Origin of the sequence: Flavobacterium sp. 120 (assembly GCF_003633605.1) — a bacterium.
Lineage (GTDB): Bacteria > Bacteroidota > Bacteroidia > Flavobacteriales > Flavobacteriaceae > Flavobacterium > Flavobacterium algoritolerans.
This window is the reverse complement of sequence record NZ_RBKZ01000001.1, coordinates 1,712,803-1,736,182: the sequence shown is the minus strand read 5'-3', so window position 1 is coordinate 1,736,182 and position 23,380 is coordinate 1,712,803. Positions and strand designations below refer to the sequence as shown.

The window sequence follows — 23,380 nt, the reverse complement described above, 5'->3', positions numbered from 1 at the left end:
TTTTACTATATTTGCTTTTGAATACATATATTTGCGATTCTTCATATAAAACATTTGAAGCATTCGCTTTGAATCTCGGCTCGAAACTTGGCAGTTTAAAACCACGAGATGATAAGTAAGATGCTCACGTCTATAGGCGTGGGCTCACTTATTCGTGGTAGGTATGCCAAGTACCAGAGACGTTTATGCTGAGTTCCATGCCTTTTTATTTTCAATAGGCACAATACTTTCCTTAGATTCTTAGCACTTCTTCATCCTTTTTCATAGTCTCGCAGCAGTTTTAACCGCTAAAACCCGCATGCCTATGAAATAAATACAAAATACTACTTACTTAATGTTTGCGCTGTTTCTTTATTTTGAATTAGTATTTCAGCGCAGGCTATTAAAAACAAAACAAAAAAAGGTCCTCTAACCGTCTCGACAACTGCATAGAGGACCAATAGCTAAACAAAAACTAACGTCTTAATTAACCAAACCAATATTATGAATAAATTTTCATTTTACAAGGGTAAATGGTGGATTCCTATTTTTCTATGGGTCTACCTTATTTTTACACCACTATTTTCTTACGGTTCGATATGTGTCGTAAAGTCAAAAATCGAAAGTCATAAAGTAATTCCCTCGACTGCGCTCGGGATGACACAATCTATTGTAATTATCGGAACTGTACGTGACAGTCAGGGTGTACTGCCTGGTGTTACTGTATCGGTTCAGGGAAAATCAACAGCCACCATCACGGATTATCAAGGTAAATATAGTATAACGGCCACGGCCACTGATATTCTTGTATTTTCTTTCGTAGGGTATACCACATTAAATATTCCTATAGCGGGACGCACAGTAGTCAGCGTACACCTACAAGAGGATGCTACCCAACTGCAGGAAGTGAAAATTAATGCGGGTTATTATTCCGTTAAAGAAAGCGAGCGCACCGGAAGTATTGCGAAAATCACAGCAAAGGACATAGAAAAACAACCTGTAACCAATGTACTTGCTACTATGCAGGGCAGGATGGCAGGAGTAAACGTAACCCAGACAACAGGCGTTGCGGGAGGCGGTTTTGATATCCAGATACGAGGACAGAATAGTCTGCGTGCTGGGGGAAACGAACCATTATACATTGTAGATGGTGTTCCGTTTGCTTCGGAAGTCATTGGTAACAGCAATACTACTGGTGTACTGCCGCGATCAGCAAGTCCACTCAGCATTATCAGTCCAACCGAGATAGAGAGTATTGAAATTCTAAAAGATGCCGATGCTACAGCCATTTATGGCTCTCGTGGTGCCAATGGTGTTGTGCTTATTACCACTAAAAAAGGAAAGCAGGGAAAAACACAATATACCGCCAATGTGTCCCGTGGAACTGGAACTGTTACCCGTTTTATGGATTTGATGCATACACAACAATATTTGGAAATGCGAAAGGAGGCTTTTGCCAATGACGGTATCACAACATTCCCTACAAGTGCTTACGATGTGAATGGAACTTGGAGTCCAACCCGTTATACCGATTGGCAGCGGGAACTCACTGGTGGCACATCTGAGTTGACCGATGTACAGACTAGTGTAACAGGAGGAAGCCAGCGCAACCAGTTTTATCTCGGAGCCAACTACCATAAAGAAACTACGGTTTTCCCGGGAGATTTTAATTTCAACAGAACAAGTGTACGAGGAAGCTTTAGCCATGCCTCAGAAGACGAACGTTTTCGTGCTAATTTTTCAGTAGGATATACTATGCAGGGTAATGATCTACCAGCAACAGATTTGACACGTGATTCCCGCATTCTTGCACCCAATGCGCCAGCCTTGTATGACGCAGAAGGAAAATTGAATTGGGAAAATGGGAGTTGGAATAACCCACTGCGATTATTGTACGCTTCTTATCTAGCGAAATCACAAAGTTTGATTGCTAATTCACAGTTGTCCTACCGTATTGTGGAAGGATTGGAGTTTCGCACCGCTTTTGGCTTTACTGATTTGCGTCACAATGAGCGAAGAACCAATCCTTCGACCCTAAATAACCCCTCACTGGGATATGGCAGCAGTTACTCTTCACTGTATCGCAATACCAATAACCGTCAGTCCTACAGTATAGAGCCTCAATTGGATTTCAACAGGCAATGGAATGATTCAAAGATTGCCGTCTTGGTTGGAGGAACGTTCCAACAGCAAGAAGGTAATCAGTTGCTATTATTTGCAGATGGTTTTACAAGCAACAGTCTGTTGAATACACTTGCAGCTGCAAGTGCCGTTTATGTCGCGGCGGATGATGCATCGCAATACAAATATCAGGCCTTCTTTGCAAGGGCAAACTATACTTATAAAGACCGCTATATTGTGAACTTAACCGGGCGTCGTGATGGTTCAAGCCGATTTGGTCCCGGAAAACAGTTTGCTACTTTTGGAGCTGTGGGCGCTGCATGGCTGTTTTCTCGGGAAGCCTTCTTTACAAATAACAGTATCTTAAGTTTTGGAAAACTAAGAGTCAGTTATGGAACAACGGGCAGTGACCAAATTGGAGACTACCAGTTTTTGGATACTTACAGCACCACTTCAAATGGGTATCAAGGTATCACGGGTATTCAACCCACACGGTTATATAATCCTGATTTTGGCTGGGAAACCAATAGAAAACTGGAAATTGCACTAGAAACAGGTTTTCTCAAAGATCGTATTTTCCTCACTTGGGCATGGTATGATAATCGCTCATCGAACCAGTTGGTAGGAGTCCCACTGCCGGGTACCACGGGGTTTACTTCTATACAAGCCAATCTTGATGCAACTGTTGTCAACTCCGGTACAGAACTGAGTTTGCGCACTGTTAATTTACAAAAGAAGGATTTCTCCTGGACTACCGATTTCAATATTTCCTTTATGAAAAATAAGTTGGTATCGTTCCCAAACCTTGCAGCTTCTACTTATAGAAATCAGTTCGTAATAGGAGAGCCAATAAACATAAAATTGTTGTATCACTACACGGGTATCAATCCAGAGACAGGAGCTTATACTTTTGAAGATGTAAACGGTGACGGAGTATTGACGGCTGAGAAAGATAAGAAAACCATAGTCGACTTCAATCCATCATTTTACGGAGGGTTGCAAAATCAGTTGCGCTATCAGCGTTTAAGGCTGGATTTCCTTTTTCAGTTTGTAAAACAGCAAAATTACAGTACCGATTATATTTTTGCACGTCCGGGATTATTATCAAACCAACCGGTATCGGTTACAGACCGCTGGCAGAAGGCTGGGGATATAACACCCTATCAGATGTACACTACCAATTCCAATTCTGATGCTGGTAAAGCCTTCAACAATTTCCAAGCGAGTGACGGCGTGGTTACCGATGCGTCCTACATCAGGTTGAAAAATGTATCACTGTCATACGATCTGCCACAAAACTGGATCGGACAACTGCAATGTCGTTTGTATGTAGAAGGTCAAAACCTATTGACTTTTACGCCTTATGAAGGAACAGATCCTGAGTTTAAAACGACAGGATTTCTTCCACCGTTGCGCATGCTTAGTGCGGGTGTACAACTTACTTTTTAACCTTTAATGACTACTATTATGAATTTATGGAATTATATAGAGGCAGGCTCTCAAAAGGCTGTCTCCAGAAGTTTTGTTTGTGCTCTAACATTTTTAACTTTTAGCAGTTGTGATGATTATGTAACGGTGGATTTACCTCCTACACAATTGACAGCCTCCGCCGTTTTTGAGGACAAAATGAGTGCTAACGCTGCCATGGTAGAAGTATATGCCAAGATGCGCAAAACGGGTATCTTCAGCGGGACTTCTTCGGGAGTGTCTGTTGCGATTGGTGCTTATTCAGACGAGCTGGATTATTTTGGTGATGATACCAAAGGGATTTCTTTTTTTTATGCTAATGCATTGCTTCCTTCTTTTGGAGATGTTTCAACGTTATGGAATACTAGTTACAGCCAAATTTATGGTAGCAATGCGGTACTGGAGGGTATACAGAAATCTACTGCTCTCTTACAAACTGATAGAGATCAGCTTCGCGGTGAAGCATTGTTTGCGAGGTCATTGGTGCATTTATATTTAGTACAGCTTTATGGAGCTACACCTTATATCACCAGTACCGATTACAGGATAAACAGTAAGGCCACAAAGATGTCCGTTATGGATTTATATCCAAAACTTATTGCCGACCTTGAAGAAGCTTCCACATTGCTTCCAGAAGCTTATATCAGCGTTGATCGTGTTCGCCCGAATCGTTTTGCCGCAAGGGCACTATTAGCTAGGGTATATTTGTATAATGGTAATTGGGCGGAAGCAGCCAACGAGGCCTCGGCAGTATTAAACCATACTGATTTGTATCGACCGGTACCCAATCTCGCTGCAACCTTTAAAAAGCAGTCCACGACAACTATCTGGCAATTTATGCCGGGTGTGGCCGGACAGAATACTGACGAAGCCACGACATTTATTTTTACTGCGGGACCACCGCCATTGGTTGCACTGTCGCCTTCGCTGATGTCAGCATTTGAAGCGGGAGATTTGCGAAAAAGCACTTGGACAAAGGCGGTTACAAAAGCAAGTAGTACTTGGTATCATGCTGACAAGTATAAAACTAAGGGTAATTCGGGTACTTCGGTTGAGTATTCCGTTGTTTTACGCCTTAGTGAACAGTATTTGATACGTGCAGAAGCCCGAGCAAGACAAGGAGAGTTGATTGGAGCAAAAGAAGACCTAAACGTAATTCGTACTGCAGCAGGACTTGTTAATACCACAGCGGTAACTGATATAGCGATTATCGATGCTGTGTTACGCGAACGCAGGGTGGAACTGTTTACTGAATATGGCCACCGCTTCTTTGATCTTAAACGCTACGGGACTGTTAATGCGGTATTATCAGTGGTAAAACCCGGATGGGAGGTTACAGACAGTCTGTTGCCATTACCTGAAACCGAATTATTGGTTAACCCCAATCTTTTGCCTCAAAATCCCGGTTACTGATATGTGGCGGGGTGTTATTTTGGATTTCTGCCGCCTAACGGTTTATTTTTGTTGTTTCGTTAGCTGCCTCGTAACGGGGCAGGGTAAACAAAAGCAAATACTGCGTGCAGAAGATTATCCACTTTGGGGTACACTGTCAGTGAATACCCTTTCGGATAAAGGGGATTGGGTCAGTTTTTACATGCGTTATGAAAACGGTTCTGATACACTTTTTGTAGCCAATACCAGCACGCGAAAGCGTTTCGTATTTCCTAAATCAAAACAGGGGCAGTTTAATGGAAAACAAGTGTTTGCGTGCCTTGATATAGAAAAAAACTTTAAGTTGATTTATCTCCAAAATGGCAAGATGCAATCTTTTGAAGGAGTTTCTGCTTATACGTTTTCGGGTAACCAAAAGTACTTGCTTCTGGAACGTTATGATGAAAGAAAACATAAGTATTTAGAAATACGCAAACCCACAGGTGAATGGGTTAAAACTATTGTCAGTGTTAACCAATGGGAACTTTCTCCGTCTGGAAATAGCTTGCTTTGTACAACGAAAGATGAAAATACCAATTCTGTAGTTCTTCTGAATTTAGAAAATAAACCGATCAGTACCCTAATTACTCAAAGTGCTTCGTCTGTTTTTTCTGCTCTTGTTTGGCACGAAAAATCATTATCGACCGCATGGATGTCTAATGCAGAGGGAAGAGATCCTCAGATCCAATTTTACAGTATCGGTAGCCGTGAACTTTTTAGTCTTGAACCGGAAAAGACAGCAGCCTTTCCGAGATCAATGCAGGTCAATAGCAAATTGTTGCGTTCGTTACGGATTGCATCTGAGGGAAAATGTATCTTCTTTAACCTACAAATGAAGGATATTCAGACAAGTCCTCCTTCAGTACAGGTATGGAATTCCGCAGATAAGATGCTATATCCTTCAAGGGAAATGACAGGCGGTAATGATCATGTGGATAGGGTAGCGGTCTGGTTCCCGGAGAAGGGAAGGTTTCTCCAGATCACTAACAAAGAACAATCAAAATTGCTGTTGGCGGGAAATGGACGGTTCGCCGTCACTAACAACCCATTGGAAGAAGAGCCTCAATTTCGGCAGAATGCTGTTAGTGATTTTTATATCACGGACTTGGAGAGTAATACAAAAGAATTGTTGCTGAAGGGACAATTGGGAGCCAATGGTCAGCTTTTGTCATCTCCTGCTGGAAAATACATTGGTTATTTCAGGGATGGCAATTGGTGGACATACAATCTGTTTACAAAGAAACATCGAAATGTAACAGGCAGTCTTGGAGTTTCATTTTATGACAGTGCTACAGGAGAACCCTTTGGACATCCCGGATGGGAAGACAAGGATGCTAGTATGCTTGTTTACGACCAATACGATATTTGGAAACTTGATCCAGACGGAAACGCACTTCGGCTCACTAAAGGCAGGGAAAGCGGAACTGTGTTTCGTGTGGTGGAAACTACAGATGAACAGTCCGTAAAATTGTATCAAAATGGATATACGGCAGGAAGATTTGATAGTAACACCGGATGGGTTATCAGCTCGCGTCATTTGGTGAGCGGTGCGACGGCATTTTATGAATACAATCAAGATAAAGGGATTCGGCTTCTGGACGATGGTGCTTTTCTGGTGGGGCAATTGGTAAAGGCTGTAGCTGCGAATGGATACGCCTATACTACTGAAAGCTACGATTGCTCTCCCTCTTTACATTATAAGAAAGTGGGTCGTACAAAATCGGTTCCCTTGTTTGAAAGTAATCTTCAGCAAAAACATTTTGAATGGGGAAGCGAAAAATTGATATTTTATGATGCGCCCGATGGACAACATTTACAGGGAATACTGTATTATCCTGCCAGATACGACGCTACAAAGAAATATCCAATGATTGTGCATATTTACCAGAAGCAATCGCACAAATACCACCAGTATCATAATCCTTCCACAGCCAATAACAGAGGCTTTAATATCACAGATTATACTGCGCGTGGTTATTTCGTTTTGTTAGCTGATATTGTTTATGAAAAAGGAAAAGTGGGGATGTCGGCAGTTGCATGCGTCAGTTCAGCAGTGAAAGCTGCCCTTAAGGAAAAAGCGATAGACGCCAACCGTCTGGGATTGATAGGTCATTCTTTCGGGGGGTATGAGACGAACTATATCATCACACAAACTAATTTATTTACCGCAGCCGTTTCGGGAGCGGGGATAAGTGATATGGTGAGCAGTTACCTGTATTATAATACTAATAATAGTATGTCTAATATGTGGCGTATGGAAAGTTTTCCCTACCAAATGGGCGGTTCGCTTTATGAAATCACCAACGTTTATATGGAAAACTCACCTGTGCTGCATGCCAAGGATATAACTACCCCTTTGTTGTCTTGGTCAGGTGAAGCAGACAATCAGGTAAATGCATTTCAGTCTATTGCATTTTATAATGCGTTAAGGAGATTGGGAAAAAAGCATATCATGCTCCTCTATCCCAAAGAAGGGCATGTACTAATGAACACCGCCAACAGGAAGGATTTGAGTACTAAAATAAGAGAATGGTTCGATTATTACTTAAGTAACGCACCTACGGTTTACTGGATGGAAACTGATTTTACACCCAGATGAAAATAAAAAACAATGCAGTCCATCATGGACTGCATTGCATTTGTTTAAAGAAACCGATTACTGGTTTTTAAACAAACGAACTGTACATTTGTTTGCAGGATTTTTACCAAAAACCTGTTCTGATCCTGTAGTACAAAGATCACCTTCGATGTCAGAACACATGATGGATTCATCACAATCATCTTCCGTCAACACATGAACATAGCCTTGTACCGGCGCGGTATCAGCTTTTTTATTCATGGCACTTGTTGACAAAGCAGAGCCGGTGGCAAGCAATACAACTGCTACAGGCATAATTAATTTTAAAAAATTTGTTTTCATAATAAATAAAATTAAAATTAGCGACCTACTCTTTTTTACAGGTTTTCGGTCTTCCCCTGGCGTCCGGCACGCACTATTTAAGTTTGCTATTTCGCTTGAGAAATAATTTTATCACTAATCTTGTAACTGACAATATTGCTCCCGATCATACCATACAATTTGTTACCTCGTACTATAAAACTTCTGAGCTTGGAGCCATCCACATCATAAATGTAAAAACTAGAAATGTATGATCGCTTCTTTAGATTATACACATCAATAATACTGGCATCATTCCACATCGATTCGGGTTCGTACCGCCCAATAAGTCCTGCATTTACAAAGAGAAGGCCATTATCCACAGCACTTCCTTTATTGACTATCAGCGGTGGTTTAGACATTTTTTTCTCGCCCCGGCTTTTCACTTCTGCTATTGAAATTTGTGCCTTTGAGATAGTATCAATGGTATTTCCGCGGTACTTGACTTTCATCATGTGATTGGCAACTGTATATTGGTTCCGATAGCGGTATAGGAATATGAATTGTTTTGTTTTTTTGTCATAATGTAGTGATCCATCGCTGTCAAAATTGCCGTCTATTTGTTGCTGCATTATGTTGTACCCGTAATTGACCACATTATTCTGGAAATTAAGGATACCAACTGTACTTTTCCCGGTTTCGGTTTCTGATCTGAATGCGATTGTAGTAGAATCAACGATTTGCGGATGTGAAAAATAAGTGTTGCTTTTCAAAAGGAGCGAAGCTTTCCAATCTGCAATATTTCCCCGAAAAATACATGGAATCGTTCCATCTATAACATAAAAATATGGTGGATTAATTTTTACGCTTACAGAGCGAAAAGGCAGTGAGGTATCTGTTAAAGTAATTCGTTTTATTGTATTGATTTTAAGAGTACTGTCCATACTAATTATTTTTAAAGGATTAGTTGTGTTGCCTAAATATATAGTGCCATTATCCTCTCCTGCTATATAATAAGAATTATAAGTAAGTTGTGTTTGATTGTTTAAAGAAGCGGACTGAAAAAACTGCCGTATAAAACTATTATGGTGCCGAGAAATATCATCTGAAATAACATAAAGTAGTCCTATACTACACATGCTTAAAATTGTTGTCGCAGCTATTGTAGCATACATCACTTTTGTTTTTGAAATTAATATTATGGATATCCCTGCCATTATTATAAAAAATAAATTGAAGATGAGGTGTTCGGTCCATCCCATTTTTTCAAGGATTCCACCACATGAACAGGGGATGTAAGAGGAGTAGTTGAGTATAATGTAGATGTAAGTGGTGAACATTATCATGAGACTGTATGCAGTCAACAACGCTTTTAATCTATGGTTTTTAAAAAATAAGAAAACTGAAATTAATAATTCAATTGCGGGTATTGTCCAGACAATTAGAGCTGCAAAAGAACTTAATAAAGGGGATTGGCCGAGTTGAATTCGGAAATTTTCAAAATCGATGATTTTACTAATTGCAGCATATATAAATAAAAAAGCATAGCTATAGCTTACAAAAATTACAATACCATTTTTTATGTTCTCCGTATATTTCATATCACTATGCTTTTATTTGGTTTTGTAAAATTCTACCATTTAAATTTGTAATGATATGCAAATCAGAACTTTCGTTATCCAAAACTGATGTTAAGCTATTTAAAAATTAAACATCAGCACTCGGACCACGATCTACTTCACTTGGAGTATATTCAAATCTTTTTTTAAAAGCTTTATAAAAGTTGAGGTAGGTGTTAAAACCATTCATTATGGCAATTTCCTTGAGAGGAATCTTTGTTTGCTGAATCAGCAAATGTGCTCTTTTTAGTCTTTCTTCATGATAAAAATTATAGATACTTGTTTTGAAAAATTCGCGAAATCCAAATTTCAATCTGTATTCATTACTATCAAACTGAACAGCTAATTCTTTCAGGGTTGGGAGTGGTTGCTCCAAATGATTTAATATGTAATCATAAAGATTTTGTATGATCACTGCTTCGGATTGTTTTTCTGTCGCTGTTTTTATCACATATTTTGTATCTGACAGCAGTTCTTGCAAGATGGTAGTAACAGAGTTTACGATTATTTTGTCACTGTAGCGCAGTCGTGATATGGTGCAAAAAGTTGGAAGTAATTTATTATTACCCGTTATATAAATAAGCTGAAAAGTGCTATGGTAATTATCATCTAGTGAAGCTTCCATCTTTTTTTGATTCCAAATACTGAAGGACTGTGGCGCAATAAATTTTCCAAAGTCAACCTGAAATAATTCTTCAGATTCGTAGTATAGTGCTTCTGGTACGTGCGTATTAAAATTGTTGATAATAAAGTTATCGTCTAAGATAAATGTTGTTTGCACCAAGTTTTGATAACTGTAATGCGGGTTAACGTGACCTGATTGGAGTATAATATCATGCAATTGTCCTGCAAGATTGTTAAGTATTTCAGACAGTTTCTCGAGTTCGTCATTTTGATCTGTTTTGATAATTCTAAAAGTGAGATTACCGGTTGCCATTTCAAAAAGCATTTGGTAAATCATCTTTATGCGCTGCTGTGTTCTTTGATTTTCCATGATGATGTATTAGTGGAGATTTGTCGGAATGGAGTGGGGAAGTGGTGACAAAACTATACAATACAATTCTCTGAATCAAGAAGTATAGTGTGCAATTCGGGAATTACACACCTCATTTGGACCTGAATTTCAAAAAAAAAGCATTACAATTTACTTGCAATGCTTTTTAAGTTTTGGTTGCTTAAATTATATCTTGTTTAATTACTGGTAAACTAAATTTCTCACGCAGTAAGTTCATGTCGTCACTTACTTTTCTATCGAGAACTTTAGCGTAGTGTTGCGTCGTGCGTAGATTTTTATGCCCCAACATTTTGCTCACACTTTCAATAGGAACGCCATTTGTTAGGGTTATAGAGGTTGCGAAGGAATGTCTTGCCATGTGAAAGGTTATTTCTTTTTGGATGCCGCATACGTCTCCTATTTCTTTTAAATAGCTGTTCATCTTCTGGTTGCTTAGTACAGGCAAAATACGGTCCTCATTAATACATTTAGGATGGTTAGAATATTTATGAATCAAATCTTCTGCAATTGGGAGTAAAGGTATTTTAGATCTTGTATCTGTCTTTTGTCGGTTTTTAAAAATCCATTTATTTCCGTCAATGCCTATTCCTAAATGGTCACTTCTTAACTGCTGCACATCGATGTATGCTAAACCGGTAAAACAGCAGAAAATAAAGATATCCCTAACTTGTTCCAAGCGTGTATTCATAAATTTTTTTGCATAAATCTTTTGTATTTCTTCTTCTGTTAAAAACTCTTTGTCGATTTCATAAACTTTGCCTTCATATTTGCTAAAAGGATTTTTCTCCAGCCAATCATTGTTCAGGCATATCTTAATGATTTTTCGAAAATTCCGGATGTATTTTACTGCTGTATTGTTGGCGCAGTTTTTAATACTTCTAAGATAAAATTCAAGGTCGGTTATCATTGCATGATCAACCTTATTAATTAAAATATCGGAAGCATTATATTTCCACAACAGGAAATTTTGAATATGATTTAAAGTAACCTCAAAGCGCTGCAGAGTTCCATATGCATACTTTTTTCCCACCAATTCTTTCATTTTGTCATTATGATCCTGAAATATGGGAATAAGTGTTCTATGGTTTTTATACAATCCTTTAATTATCGATTGTACGTTTTGGAGAGATACATCTTCGTCCTTATGAATTAAGTCCATTTCGGCACTTAAAACCTTTGACCTCATCATATCGAGATAACTATTTATTGAACGGGCTTCTTCTGTGTTCCCTTTCATTTTCGCTAGCTCCGGTGACCATTTCGCTTTGTCTATGAATTTTTTAGAACTAAATTCAGTTCGTTCGCCATTAATGGTTAACCGAACATAAATAGGCAAATTGCCGTTAACATTCATTTTTGTACTTTTTGCATAAAAATGTAAAGTGATTTTTGTTTTCATAGTGGTGACCTTTTAATTATTATTCAATTTATATTACTGAGTAATAACAAACAAGATGTACATCTTTTGAACTGCATAATGAACAGGCTGGAAGTACAGTGTTTGCAAGCCTTAAGAAGATTAAGCGAGACCCTAGAATTGAATTTTTTCTAGGGTCTCGATTTTGCCCCTTAAGATTTAAGATTGAATGAATATTTTGAAGTTGTCAGAAAAACAAAAACCCAGTAAATCATAAGATTTACTGGGTTTTGAGATTGAATGAATTCTCAATCGTGGGGAGAGCAGGATTCGAACCTGCGAAGTTTACACAGCAGATTTACAGTCTGCCCTCGTTGGCCGCTTGAGTATCTCCCCGAAGCCTTTGAGTACAACACTTATTTATTGTAAGCGGTTGCAAATATAGAAACAGTTTTGGTTTCTGCAAACTAATTTTACACTTAATTTTACTATTATTTTTAATGCATTGGTATTGAATAAAATAAAAAAATCTCCACTAGGGAGATTTTTTATTTTATAGGTATAAATGCAATTATTTTGCTAGAAGTTCAATAACTTTTGCTCTAAGCGCATCACCTCTTAAATCTTTTGCGACTACATTTCCGGACGCATCCAGAATAAAAGTAGCCGGTATTGATTCTACTTTATATTGAGCAGCTATTGGTTCGTCCCAAAATTTTAAATTTGAAACATGATTCCAAGTTAGCTTATCTTTTGCAATAGCATCTTTCCAAGCTTTGGCATCCTTATCTAAAGATACGCCAATTATGTTAAGACCTTTGCTGTGTAACTCTTTGTAAATTGCTACAACATTTGGATTTTCTTGTCTACAAGGTCCACACCATGAAGCCCAAAAATCAACGATTGTAACCTTTCCTAAATTTTCTTTCAGAGAAATTGTTTTCCCTTGAGGATTAGGACCAGAAAAATCTGTTCTTCATTTAGCTTCAGCAGCTGGTGCTGGTGCAACTGGAGCAGCTCCTACAGCTGGCGTTTTCAATTCAGCAAGCTTAGCTTTAATAGCAATACCTGGTTTTGTTTTTTTCAATGACTCTTCTAAGCTGTTGTATAATTTTTCAGATTTTGCAACATCAGCAGTTGGATCATTTAACATACCTTGGATAATCAAAGCAGAAATGAATGCTTTAGGATGTGTTTCAGCATAAGTTACATATTTAGCTTTTGAAGCTACACCAACTTCTTCTTGAATTTTAGAAAATTCTTGCATCAACTTATTGATAACAACTGTATCTTTAGTTTGTTGAGCAGTTTCCATAGCTTTCATGTTCTTATTTTGGAAATCCATAAGTTTCTTTTGAACTTTAGTGATTTCTTCATTGAATGCTACGTATTCGTCATTGTTATAAGTTCCTGAAACTTTAGATTTTTGGATACTGTCTTTGTTAATGGCGATAGTTACTTCTGCATTTTCTAATATGAAAGGTATTTTTACTTGTGCTCCTTCTAATTGAATCGTGTAGAAAGCAGGTTCTGTTATGGTTCCTTTCATTTCGAATTTACCATTTTCAACCTTTACAGTATCTTTTGGTAACATCATTCCACTCGCATCTTGTGTTTCCAAGATAATTGTTTTACCATTTTCAATTCCTGTTGCAGTCCCCGAAATGATGTATTCATCTTTGCCAACTTTGCTACAAGAAATTAAAACAACAGCAGCCGAAAGTAATAAAATTATTTTTTTCATTATTAATTAGTTAATTAAGTTAAGGTTGCAAAAGTATTTAAAAAATATAAAATACAAATTATTTTGCAACCTAAATTTTTGTTATAATTTTTCATTCTTAATTAGAAGGTATCGTGTATTTTATTTGTAGATGTTTTGTAAAGTAAATGATGATTCCTTTAATTTTAAATTTTGATTCAAAACGTATATTTTGTTATTTTAACTATTTGTTTGTGAGTAAGTTAAATTAAAATAACTCAGAGTTGTGAAATAAAAAAAGCATCCTGATGAAGGATGCTTAGTTGTTTTTTTGATTTTGTAAAAAACTAGTCTTGGTTGATTGTTTTTCTCCAAGTAAAAGAATTTAGGATATGTCTTTTTGCAAATCTTCCAGGAGAATCAGCATTTACCATTTTTACATACGTCGCTTTAGGCACACTAATGTATTCGTAAACACTACCATTTGAAAAGTTGATAATCAATCTACCTTCAACAAATTTATAATCTGTAATGGTAGAAGTTGAGATCGTCTCCGTATATTCTGGTAAATTTTGTTTAATCGTTTCAGGATTGATGCTTACCAAGAAATGGTATGCTTCAATGATTTTTTTACTGTTTTCTTCTGCAGCTTTCAATCCATCTTCATCGCCCTGAAATTTGTCAGGATGCGCTTCTTTCATAGCGTTGCGATAAATCGTTTTCAAATCTTTCAGCTCTGCAGTTTTATCTACATTTAGCAGTTTGCGGTATTCAACTATTTTTTTCATAAATAAGGTAACTACTTGTCTTTTACTATTAAATCAATGTAATTTGATTTCAAAATCGACAAATTTTTTGCAAAGGTACACTTTTTTTTAAATTTTTAGTTTGTGACAAAAAAATATTCAAAAAAAAGAATTTGATTTCTATTTTTTGCTTAAAAAAGTAGCATGCAAAAATATTATTGCTGAGGTTTATTATTAGCTTTATCGAAGTTTTTCGATTTTTTTGGATATTTGTTATAACTGATATCGCTTGGGTTTTCAATTATTGATTTTATTGTAATCCAATCACCAACAGTATGTTTTTGTGCCATTTTATAGTCTAAAAGATATTCACCACAAAAAAAGTTGTTGTTCTCATCTTTTTCCATAATTCCGGTATAAACACCTTTTTGTAACATTCTTTCTTCAGAAGCTTTGGTCATAATCAATTTATTTTTACTAATTCTAGTTGGCAAAGTTAATCAAATATTACTTGTCTTGTTCAATTTTAGACTTTCTGATTACCTTTGTTTAATGGAAAAAATATTTCGTCCCAACCCCAATTCATTCAAAAATACTTTTTGTGTCTTTCACGAAGCGTCTTTGGAGAGCATAAAAGGATTAGAACTTCAATATGACAGCAAATCAGGAAGTAAATATTTTTATACTAAAGATGGAATGTATCGATTGTCAAATCATTGGGGACGATTGGCGAACAGCAAATGGCGTTTAGAACCATTAGAACCAGAAACCGATTCTAAAATAAAATTAGGTTTTGCACCTTGGACTAATTTTTATCCTGACAATGCTCTCGATGAATTATATTATTTAGAGGCAAATTATCTGAAGAAAACGGTTAATTATCAGCATAAAAAGAATCCAAATTATGATAATAAAGCCATTCTTAGAACTAGTTTTGAAACTACAAAAAGAATTAAGCAAGTTCGTAATTTATTTACGCTGACTTCTTGGGCTAAGTATTTTGATTATGATGATTTGGATATTTTAAGAAAAAAAATCATAGATGAATTAATCTTTACCAATAAATCATTGGAAGAAATAAAAAGAGAATTGAAATAAAGGTGAGTAATTATTTATTCAAATAGCTGTCTTTTAATCATTCGAAGTAATTAATTCTAAATCATTCATGGTGACCGGTTTAGATAAGTAACCTAAAATATCAGAATACGTTTTTGATTTGTTTTTGTCCTCAGTGGCAATAGAAGAACTTACAATATATACGATGATGTTTTTGCTGAATTTAGATTTTAGCAGTCCCATTTTTTCCATGAATTCCCATCCATCCATTATTGGCATATTAATATCCAATAGGATTATGTCTGGAAGTACGTCAGTGTTATCCGGTTTATTATGTACTGTATCATGCAAAGCATCTATTGCTTCTTTTCCATTTTTGAAAGAAGTAATGGTTGAAAACATTTCAGATCTTTGAATGATTTTATTTATGATGATTTGATAAATTGCATCATCGTCGATTACCCAGATTGCTTTTTTTGTCATTGGATATAGATTTTAAATGTTGTTCCTATATTGGGTTCACTTTCCACAGTGATATTTCCGCCCATGGCATCAATTTGATTTTTTGTAATAAATAATCCTATTCCTTTTGAATCAGCATTATTAGTGAATGTTTTATACATTCCAAAAATTTTATCAGCATTCTTAACAAGATCTATCCCAACACCATTGTCTGAAATCTGAAGGATTTTGTTTTCGTCATCAGTTATCCACTTAATGATTATCGTGGGTTTTCGTTCTGGATGACTGTATCTGATAGAGTTAGAAATTATGTTGTAAAGTATACTTTCGAGGTATGCCGGATTGTAATTTATCATCACATCATCTGGCATGATGGTAGAAATAGAAACATCTTTTGAGCTTATTTGTTCAGAAAGCACTCTTTGAACAGTTTCTAAATATTGCTGTAAGTTTAATGATTCTGACACCAGACCAATATTGGTTCTTATATTTATGACTTCGTTAAGGTGAATCATGGTTTCGTTTAAGGAATTCGAAACAGATTTTAATAATTGAATCATCTCATCTTTTTCTTCTTCAGATTCCGAAGATTCTATCAATGACATAATAGACGCGATGTTACTGGTATGCGATCTTAAATTGTGAGATACTATATAGGAAAAGTTAAGCAGTCTTTTGTTTTGCTCGGTTACTAAATTGAAAGAGTCATTTAAATCTTTTTCGGCTTCTTTTGTAGTTGTAATATCAATCATTATACCTCGCAAACTAAGAGCTTGGTCATTTTCGGAAATTACATTTACAATATCTCTTAACCAGACAACAGCTCCATTTTTAGCAATCATCCGATATTCAAAATCATGATTTAAATTTTCTTTTGTTTTTAAAGTACAATAATCGATTGTCCACTGTCTGTCTTCCGGATGAATATGGTCTGACCAAAAAGTTTTACTCGACAGCCATTCTTCTGCGGTATAGCCTAATATTTTTTCGGCTTTTTGACTTATAAAATTAAAGGCAAATGTTTTAGCATCACATTCCCAAACGATTCCATCAATAGTATTTATTAAGGATTCAATTCTTTGTTGCGATGAAAGAATTATGTTTTCGGATAATTTTCGGTCTGTAATGTCTTCTGTGGAAACTATGATTCTTTCCAGCGATTTTTCATATCCCTGAATTACATTCCATCTTAAATTTACGTCACGATATTCGCCATCTTTATTTTTTATTTTGGTATCAATAATTAATTGTTTTTCACCTTGTGTTATGGCAATCAGTTGTTTTGTAAAATCGGGAATCGAATCTTTATCGATGATTTGTGAAAGATCAGTAATCAATTCGTTTTTAGTGCTGACTTTGTGTAGGCTCAAACACATTGTATTGACATCAATGATTTTTACTAAATCAATACATTGATGAACCACATCAGGATGCATTTTTAGATAAAGAGAAACGGTCTCCGGACTTTCATTGATAAGATTTAATTTTTGAAGATACTTTTTAACTTCGGAGAAATCTTCTTCCCACAAAGGGATTGGGGAATCTTCAAATAGACTTTGGAATCGGGTTTCACTTTTTTTGATTAATTTTTGAGCTTCTTTTTTTAATGAAATATCTTCAACTATAGAAATGTGGGTCGTTACTTTTTTGTCTTTTTTAAACAGTGGCGATACAGTAAGATTTATCCAGATAATGGCACCTGCTTTTGTGTAATATCGTTTTTCCATAGAATACTCTTTGATTTTTCCATCTCGGAGTTTTTCTAAATTCATTAAATCTTCTTCTAAATCTTCTGGGTGTGTTATCGATTGAAAATTTCTCTCTTTCATTTCTTGTTCGGAATACCCCAATAATTTACAATATTGATTATTTATCTCAATAAAATTACCTGTAAATGAATCTATATGCGCTATTCCTACAGCTGCCTGATCAAAAATTGCTTCAAATTTTATTTCAGAATTAAAAAGTTTTGTGGCTTGAATATTTACCAGAGACTGAAGTTCTTCTGGAATTTTTAATAAAGTATAAATCAAAATACCAAAAAGCGCAGCTAAAATCAGACCTATAATGCCAGGGATTATAATTTGTGCATAAAAATAATTCTGATGTTTAGATATTAAGTATAATTTCCAATCTCCATCAGGAATAGTTGTAGAGATATTGTATTTTTTAGAAAAATCACTTTTGTTTGGCAAGTAAAAAACTTCCTTTTTGGTGACTATATTTTCCTTTGAAAACTGAAAATAATATTTTGAATCATCAACAGTATTAATTCCTGAAGATTTCAATAAATCTTCTAACTTAATAATTACAGCAGAAAATCCCCAAAAAATATTGTTTCGAAAAACGGGAAATCTTCCCACAATTCCCATTCCGCCTTGTTTTAGTTTTAAAGGACCGGCAAAATACATTTTTTGAGAGGCAACAGATTTCAAAGCTTCCTCTTTAAGATGAGGAGTTCTTAAAATATTTAAACCAATAGCTGCTTCGTTACCCTTCATAGGATAGATATACTTTATCACTCCGTTTGGAACCAATTGTACGGCACTGATACTATTATTTGATTCCATCAGCTTTTTGCCTACATAATCAAAGTTTTCAGGAATACCTTTATCATTGATGGTTAATGCTAATGTTAAGGTGGTTGTGTAACAGTTTTTTAGCGATTGCTCTAAATTTTGATTAACAATATGAAGGATATTGTTCATTTCCCTTTGCTCATCTTCTTTTATAAGTTGATATTGCTGATACACAAGAAATCCTACAACATAGCTGAGAAATAAGAACGTAATGAAGCCCGTAGTTTTCGGTTTATTTAAGAACCAACTGATAAATTTAGGGTATTTTTTATTGTCCATTTGTGCTAGTTGGAGGGATAGAGAAAGCTTAATTTTTTAATAAATAAATATAGATAAAAATAATAGAACACCATAATATTTTAGTATTATAGTTAAATTCTTAGTTTTTAGCCTTTTAAAATGTCTTATATGATTGTTTATATTCATTGTCACATCAAAAATTATATAAAAACTAATATTTTTAAGAAAAATTATAATGTCTTGTTAAAAAAAACAGAAATAATCAGAGTCAATAGAAAAGAGGTTTAAACCGAGTATTTTCAAAATGTTAAACTCTCCAATTAAAAACAATTTGAATTTCAATAAATAACCCGAACTTTGCAGGAGTTCTCAGATTAGATAGTTAATTTGATAATTTAAAAAAAAATGACATGGGTAGAAATAACGAAAGAAATATAAAAAAGCACAATGACAAGTTGCATAAAGCGCAGGACAAAGTAAAACAAGCCGAAATGTTGCGCAAAGAAAAGCTAAAACAAATTACCAAAAAGTTTAACGAGACTAAGGATTCAGAAAATAATTAAAGATGGAAAACAATAAATTTGCGGAGCTAAAAAAAGGTGTTCAGGAAATAATTGATTTGATTGCCAGTAGAAATGGGAGAGAGGCTAATAATAAATTAGTTGATGTCAGTGAAGATTTAGATGAACTGCTGGATTTTGCAGAAGAAGATGAAGATCTAATCGAAATTAGTAAGTATCAGGTACTATTGAATCAATTGCAGCAAAAGATAATTGCACTTGACGGACAAGTGTAATGTATAGCTCTTAATAGTTTTTGATATAAAATGACAAAAATAAAATGCTATTGTGGTTCTCCAAAAAACTTTGATGAATGTTGTGAACCATTTATTAATGGAACTGAAAAAGCACCAACAGCTTTAGAATTAATGCGTTCCCGCTACTCGGCTTACGCAACCCATGCCGCCGATTACCTATTGGCAACAACCCATATTTCAGAGCGAAAATACTATTCGAAATCTGAAATTCTGAATTGGGCAACTTCAAATCAATGGCTTCAATTAGAAATTGTCGCTGCTACAGAAAATACGGTGGAATTCAAAGCTTATTTCTTGGACAACAAACTACAAAAACAAATTCATCACGAATTTTCTACTTTCAAACTCGAAAACGGAAGTTGGTTTTATGTCGACGGAAAATTTTTTGATTAGTTTCTTTTCGAATAAAATCCAGTTTACATCTTGTCTTTATGTTTTTAACTAAAAATTAATAAACGTTTGTATAGACAACATTTTAAAATGATGTAATTTTAAAGTCTATGAAAAATGACAATAAAAAAGGATTTTATTTCAAGCAATACGAAGCCCCATTTCAGTCTCCGTTTGATAAGCTCTTTGGGATTTTCAAAGAATTAATTACACATACTTCGGGAGATTTTGATGAAGCAATAGACTGGTTGCGTGAATTGGACAAAGAATATAAACTCACCGATGAACATTATACTATTGATGATTTTATCGAAGATTTAAAGAAAAAAGGGTACATCCGCGATGAACTCAAAGATGATGGAACTTCTGGAATTGGTATTACAGCCAAAACCGAACGTGCCATTCGGCAACAAGCTTTAGATAACATTTTTGGTAACTTAAAACGATCGGGAAGCGGGAATCATAAAACGAAACATTCCGGGAACGGAGATGAGCATACGGGAGAATTTCGGGAATTTCATTTTGGTGACGGACTGGAACGAATTTCTTTGACCGAAAGTTTACGGAATGCCCAAATCAATAATGGAGTTGCTGATTTTATGTTGACCGAAAATGATTTGGTTGTTGAAGAAACCCAATTCAAATCCCAAATGAGTACGGTTTTGATGATTGACATCAGTCACAGTATGATTTTGTATGGTGAAGATAGAATTACACCAGCTAAAAAAGTAGCAATGGCTCTTGCTGAGTTGATTACGACACGTTATCCAAAAGATACTTTAGATATATTAGTTTTTGGAAATGATGCTTGGACGATTGCAATCCGAGATTTGCCGTATCTAAAAGTCGGGCCTTTTCATACCAATACGGTTGCCGGTTTACAATTAGCCATGGATATTCTCCGCAGAAAACGAAATACGAACAAACAAATTTTCATGATTACTGATGGAAAACCAAGTTGTGTTCGTGAAAAAGATGGTTCCTATTATATGAACAGTAATGGACTCGACGAATATATTGTGGATAAATGCTATTCCCAAGCGCAACAAGCAAGAAAATTGCACATTCCAATAACAACTTTTATGATTGCCAGCGATCCGTATTTACAGCAATTTGTCGATCGATTTACAGAAGCCAATCAAGGAAAAGCGTTTTACACCGGATTAAAAGGTTTGGGCGAAATGATTTTTCAAGATTATGAAACCAATAGAAAGAAAAGAATTAAATAAGTGATCAGTATTCAGATTTTAGTGTTCAGTTGATCCCATAAATAACAATAAAGTAAAAAAATGAAAATAGAAAATATAAAAACACTCGGAGAATTAAAAAAATCAGGTTACGAAAGCAAAACGATCAAGGACGAATTGCGTTCCAACCTAAGAGAAAAAATAAAATCAGGAAAGCCAACATTTGAAGGCGTTCACGGTTTTGAGAATACGGTAATTCCTGAATTAGAACGCGCTATTTTGTCTCGTCACAACATCAATTTATTAGGTCTTCGCGGTCAAGCCAAAACAAGATTAGCACGCAAAATGATTGAATTATTGGATGAGTACATTCCGTTTGTGACTGGTTCAGAAATTAATGACGACCCTTTACAACCAATTTCGCGTTTTGCTAAAGATATTATTGAGATTAAAGGTGATGAAACTCCAATTTCCTGGTTGCACCGAAACGATCGTTTTTTTGAAAAATTAGCCACACCAGATGTTACTGTTGCAGATTTAATTGGAGATGTAGATCCTATAAAAGCAGCCAATTTGAAACTATCTTATGCTGATGATCGTGTGATTCATTTTGGGATGATTCCAAGAGCCAATCGTTGTATTTTTGTAATCAACGAATTACCTGATTTACAGGCGAGAATTCAAGTAGCGTTGTTTAATATTTTGCAAGAAGGAGATATTCAGATTCGTGGTTTCAAATTAAGAATGCCACTGGAAATGCAATTTGTTTTCACCGCAAACCCAGAGGATTATACCAATCGTGGCAGTATTGTAACACCATTAAAAGACAGAATAGGTTCCCAAATCTTAACACATTACCCAGATACAATAAAAATTGCGAGAACTATTACGGAGCAAGAAGCTAAACTGGATGCAGTACAAAATGATATGGTTTACGTTCCTTCTTTGGCAAGGGATTTATTGGAACAAATCAGTTTTGAAGCAAGAGAAAGCGAATACATTGATAACAAAAGTGGCGTGAGTGCCCGATTGAGTATCACGGCTTTTGAGAATTTATTAAGCACAGCAGAAAGAAGAGCCTTGAAGTCAGGGGCAGATAAAACTACTTTGCGTTTGTCTGATTTTATGGGAATTATTCCTGCTATTACCGGTAAAGTAGAATTGGTTTATGAAGGAGAGCAGGAAGGAGCGGCCGCTGTGGCACAGCATTTATTAGGTGATGCCATTCATACTTTTTTCCCTGCTTATTTTCCAAAAATTGAGAAATTAGAGAAACAAGACGAGAAAACACCTTACACAGATATCATTGAATGGTTTTTTGCTGAAAGTGGTTTCGAATTATTAGATGATTGTTCCGATGAGGAATATGAAAGAATCCTTGGAAGTATTGTGCCACTTGAAGTTTTAATCAAGAAATACCAACCGCAATTGGAAAAAGAAGATAAATTTTTCATGAAAGAATTTATTCTTTGGGGATTGGTAGAATACAAGAAACTGAGTAAAGACCGTTTCTCCGAAGGCTATCAGTTCAAGGATATTTACGGAAGCTTTATCAGTAAATTATAAGTATTTAAAAGGGTTTGGATTCATTTCTAAACCCTTTTTTCTTATAATTTATTACAATGAAAAGAATGAATTAGAAATAAATAATTTTATTTATTTCATAATCAGTCTCTAACGGTTTTTATTAGTCTACCTTGTCCCGTTGGCCGTCTAAGCAGTCAATAAAACAGACATGGAAAATAGCTTTGAAGCTTTGATTGCTACTTATATTGAAAATAAGGTAGGTATATCCGAACATTTTTTGAGTACCAATTTGGCCAATAATCTAAAACAAAATTTGATTGTTTTGAATCAGAAAAGCCTGTTGATGGAAGCAGGAATTGGCAATTCTGAGAAAGTTTCTTATGATGGCGCGATACGAAGTGATTCTATTTATTGGTTGGATAAAAAGCACAACAACGCATTCGAAAACGAATTTTTTGCTCAAATAGAAGCATTTATTATCTATCTGAACCAAAGCTGTTATGCAGGAATAACGGGTTATGAATTTCATTATTCGTTGTATGAATCGGGTGATTTTTATTTAAAGCATTTGGATCAATTCAAAAACAATCCCAGCCGAAAATACTCTATGATTAGTTATTTAAATAGCAATTGGCAAGAAAGTGACGGTGGCGAATTGCTGATTCATCAAGCAGATAACAATCAAAAAATTGCTCCTACACAAGGAAAAACGGTTTTCTTTAAAAGTGACGAACTGGTTCACGAAGTTTTGCTAACCCAAAATACCAGAATGAGTATTACAGGTTGGTTGAAGAGTGATTAATATTC

The 23,380-nt window shown here is 35.5% G+C and carries 19 protein-coding genes, 1 tRNA gene and 1 pseudogene; 10 read left to right on the top strand and 11 right to left on the bottom strand.

Going from position 1 to position 23,380, the window contains the following annotated elements:
- Positions 1 to 483: 483 nt before the first annotated feature.
- From C8C87_RS07460 to C8C87_RS07450, 3 genes are read left to right on the top strand one after another with little or no spacing between them, the layout of a single operon-like run.
- Entirely contained in the window at positions 484 to 3,549 is a 3,066-nt protein-coding gene (locus C8C87_RS07460; RefSeq protein WP_121342142.1) for a SusC/RagA family TonB-linked outer membrane protein, read from the top strand.
- An 18-nt stretch (positions 3,550 to 3,567) separates the two neighbouring features.
- Complete coding sequence (locus tag C8C87_RS07455) at positions 3,568 to 4,980, top strand: RagB/SusD family nutrient uptake outer membrane protein (RefSeq protein ID WP_121342141.1); 1,413 nt, start codon at positions 3,568 to 3,570, stop codon at positions 4,978 to 4,980.
- 1 nt (position 4,981) lies between these two features.
- Positions 4,982 to 7,597 carry a prolyl oligopeptidase family serine peptidase gene (locus C8C87_RS07450; protein WP_121342140.1) on the top strand — a complete coding sequence of 872 codons (2,616 nt, stop codon included), beginning with the start codon at positions 4,982 to 4,984 and terminating at the stop codon, positions 7,595 to 7,597.
- A 57-nt stretch (positions 7,598 to 7,654) separates the two neighbouring features.
- Here the strand turns inward: C8C87_RS07450 and C8C87_RS07445 are convergent, their stop codons facing one another.
- From C8C87_RS07445 to C8C87_RS07405, 9 genes and pseudogenes are all read right to left on the bottom strand, one after another.
- Positions 7,655 to 7,918, bottom strand: a complete 264-nt coding sequence (locus tag C8C87_RS07445; protein WP_121342139.1) for a DUF6520 family protein — start codon at positions 7,916 to 7,918, stop codon at positions 7,655 to 7,657.
- Positions 7,919 to 8,004: 86 nt separating this feature from the next.
- Positions 8,005 to 9,477: a MauE/DoxX family redox-associated membrane protein gene (locus C8C87_RS07440; RefSeq protein ID WP_121342138.1), complete on the bottom strand. Its 1,473-nt coding sequence runs from the start codon at positions 9,475 to 9,477 to the stop codon at positions 8,005 to 8,007.
- Positions 9,478 to 9,583: 106 nt separating this feature from the next.
- A complete protein-coding gene (locus C8C87_RS07435) occupies positions 9,584 to 10,489 on the bottom strand; it encodes an AraC family transcriptional regulator (protein WP_121342137.1) in 906 nt (301 codons plus the stop codon).
- Positions 10,490 to 10,670: 181 nt separating this feature from the next.
- The gene (locus C8C87_RS07430; RefSeq protein WP_121342136.1) at positions 10,671 to 11,909 is read right to left on the bottom strand and encodes a site-specific integrase; all 1,239 of its coding nucleotides are present in this window, start codon (positions 11,907 to 11,909) and stop codon (positions 10,671 to 10,673) included.
- Between the two features lie 273 nt (positions 11,910 to 12,182).
- Positions 12,183 to 12,263: transfer RNA gene (locus C8C87_RS07425), tRNA-Tyr, on the bottom strand.
- A 175-nt stretch (positions 12,264 to 12,438) separates the two neighbouring features.
- Positions 12,439 to 12,825 (bottom strand): annotated as a pseudogene (locus C8C87_RS15975) (TlpA family protein disulfide reductase); the annotation flags it as partial.
- 18 nt (positions 12,826 to 12,843) lie between these two features.
- The gene (locus C8C87_RS07415) at positions 12,844 to 13,611 is read right to left on the bottom strand and encodes a DUF4369 domain-containing protein (protein ID WP_099715347.1); all 768 of its coding nucleotides are present in this window, start codon (positions 13,609 to 13,611) and stop codon (positions 12,844 to 12,846) included.
- 305 nt (positions 13,612 to 13,916) lie between these two features.
- A complete protein-coding gene (locus C8C87_RS07410) occupies positions 13,917 to 14,357 on the bottom strand; it encodes a KTSC domain-containing protein (RefSeq protein ID WP_099715348.1) in 441 nt (146 codons plus the stop codon).
- Positions 14,358 to 14,530: 173 nt separating this feature from the next.
- Positions 14,531 to 14,776, bottom strand: a complete 246-nt coding sequence (locus C8C87_RS07405; protein WP_035672083.1) for a hypothetical protein — start codon at positions 14,774 to 14,776, stop codon at positions 14,531 to 14,533.
- Between the two features lie 91 nt (positions 14,777 to 14,867).
- Between C8C87_RS07405 and C8C87_RS07400 the strand changes: the two genes are divergently transcribed.
- Positions 14,868 to 15,413, top strand: coding sequence for a hypothetical protein (locus C8C87_RS07400; protein WP_121342135.1), 546 nt, complete (start codon positions 14,868 to 14,870; stop codon positions 15,411 to 15,413).
- Positions 15,414 to 15,446: 33 nt separating this feature from the next.
- On the opposite strand, the gene C8C87_RS07395 is transcribed toward C8C87_RS07400, so the two are convergent.
- Both C8C87_RS07395 and C8C87_RS07390 read right to left on the bottom strand, forming a co-directional pair.
- Positions 15,447 to 15,854 (bottom strand): response regulator, encoded by a 408-nt coding sequence (locus C8C87_RS07395; protein WP_099715350.1) that lies wholly within the window; start codon positions 15,852 to 15,854, stop codon positions 15,447 to 15,449.
- Positions 15,851 to 18,691, bottom strand: a complete 2,841-nt coding sequence (locus C8C87_RS07390; RefSeq protein ID WP_121342134.1) for a PAS domain S-box protein — start codon at positions 18,689 to 18,691, stop codon at positions 15,851 to 15,853. The genes C8C87_RS07395 and C8C87_RS07390 overlap by 4 nt, the downstream gene beginning before the upstream one ends.
- Before the next feature lie 371 nt (positions 18,692 to 19,062).
- On the opposite strand from C8C87_RS07390, the gene C8C87_RS15840 reads away from it, so the two are divergent.
- The 6 genes from C8C87_RS15840 (at position 19,063) to C8C87_RS07365 (ending at position 23,375) form a co-directional block, all read left to right on the top strand.
- On the top strand, positions 19,063 to 19,215 hold the full coding sequence (locus tag C8C87_RS15840) for a hypothetical protein (protein ID WP_099715352.1): 153 nt from the start codon (positions 19,063 to 19,065) through the stop codon (positions 19,213 to 19,215).
- A gap of 2 nt (positions 19,216 to 19,217) precedes the next feature.
- Positions 19,218 to 19,448, top strand: coding sequence for a hypothetical protein (locus tag C8C87_RS07385; RefSeq protein WP_121342133.1), 231 nt, complete (start codon positions 19,218 to 19,220; stop codon positions 19,446 to 19,448).
- A 30-nt stretch (positions 19,449 to 19,478) separates the two neighbouring features.
- Positions 19,479 to 19,862, top strand: coding sequence for a YchJ family protein (locus tag C8C87_RS07380; protein WP_121342132.1), 384 nt, complete (start codon positions 19,479 to 19,481; stop codon positions 19,860 to 19,862).
- A 107-nt stretch (positions 19,863 to 19,969) separates the two neighbouring features.
- Positions 19,970 to 21,088, top strand: coding sequence for a VWA domain-containing protein (locus C8C87_RS07375; protein WP_121342131.1), 1,119 nt, complete (start codon positions 19,970 to 19,972; stop codon positions 21,086 to 21,088).
- A 60-nt stretch (positions 21,089 to 21,148) separates the two neighbouring features.
- Positions 21,149 to 22,612, top strand: coding sequence for an AAA family ATPase (locus C8C87_RS07370; RefSeq protein ID WP_121342130.1), 1,464 nt, complete (start codon positions 21,149 to 21,151; stop codon positions 22,610 to 22,612).
- A 169-nt stretch (positions 22,613 to 22,781) separates the two neighbouring features.
- Positions 22,782 to 23,375: a 2OG-Fe(II) oxygenase family protein gene (locus C8C87_RS07365; protein ID WP_099715357.1), complete on the top strand. Its 594-nt coding sequence runs from the start codon at positions 22,782 to 22,784 to the stop codon at positions 23,373 to 23,375.
- Positions 23,376 to 23,380: the final 5 nt, after the last annotated feature.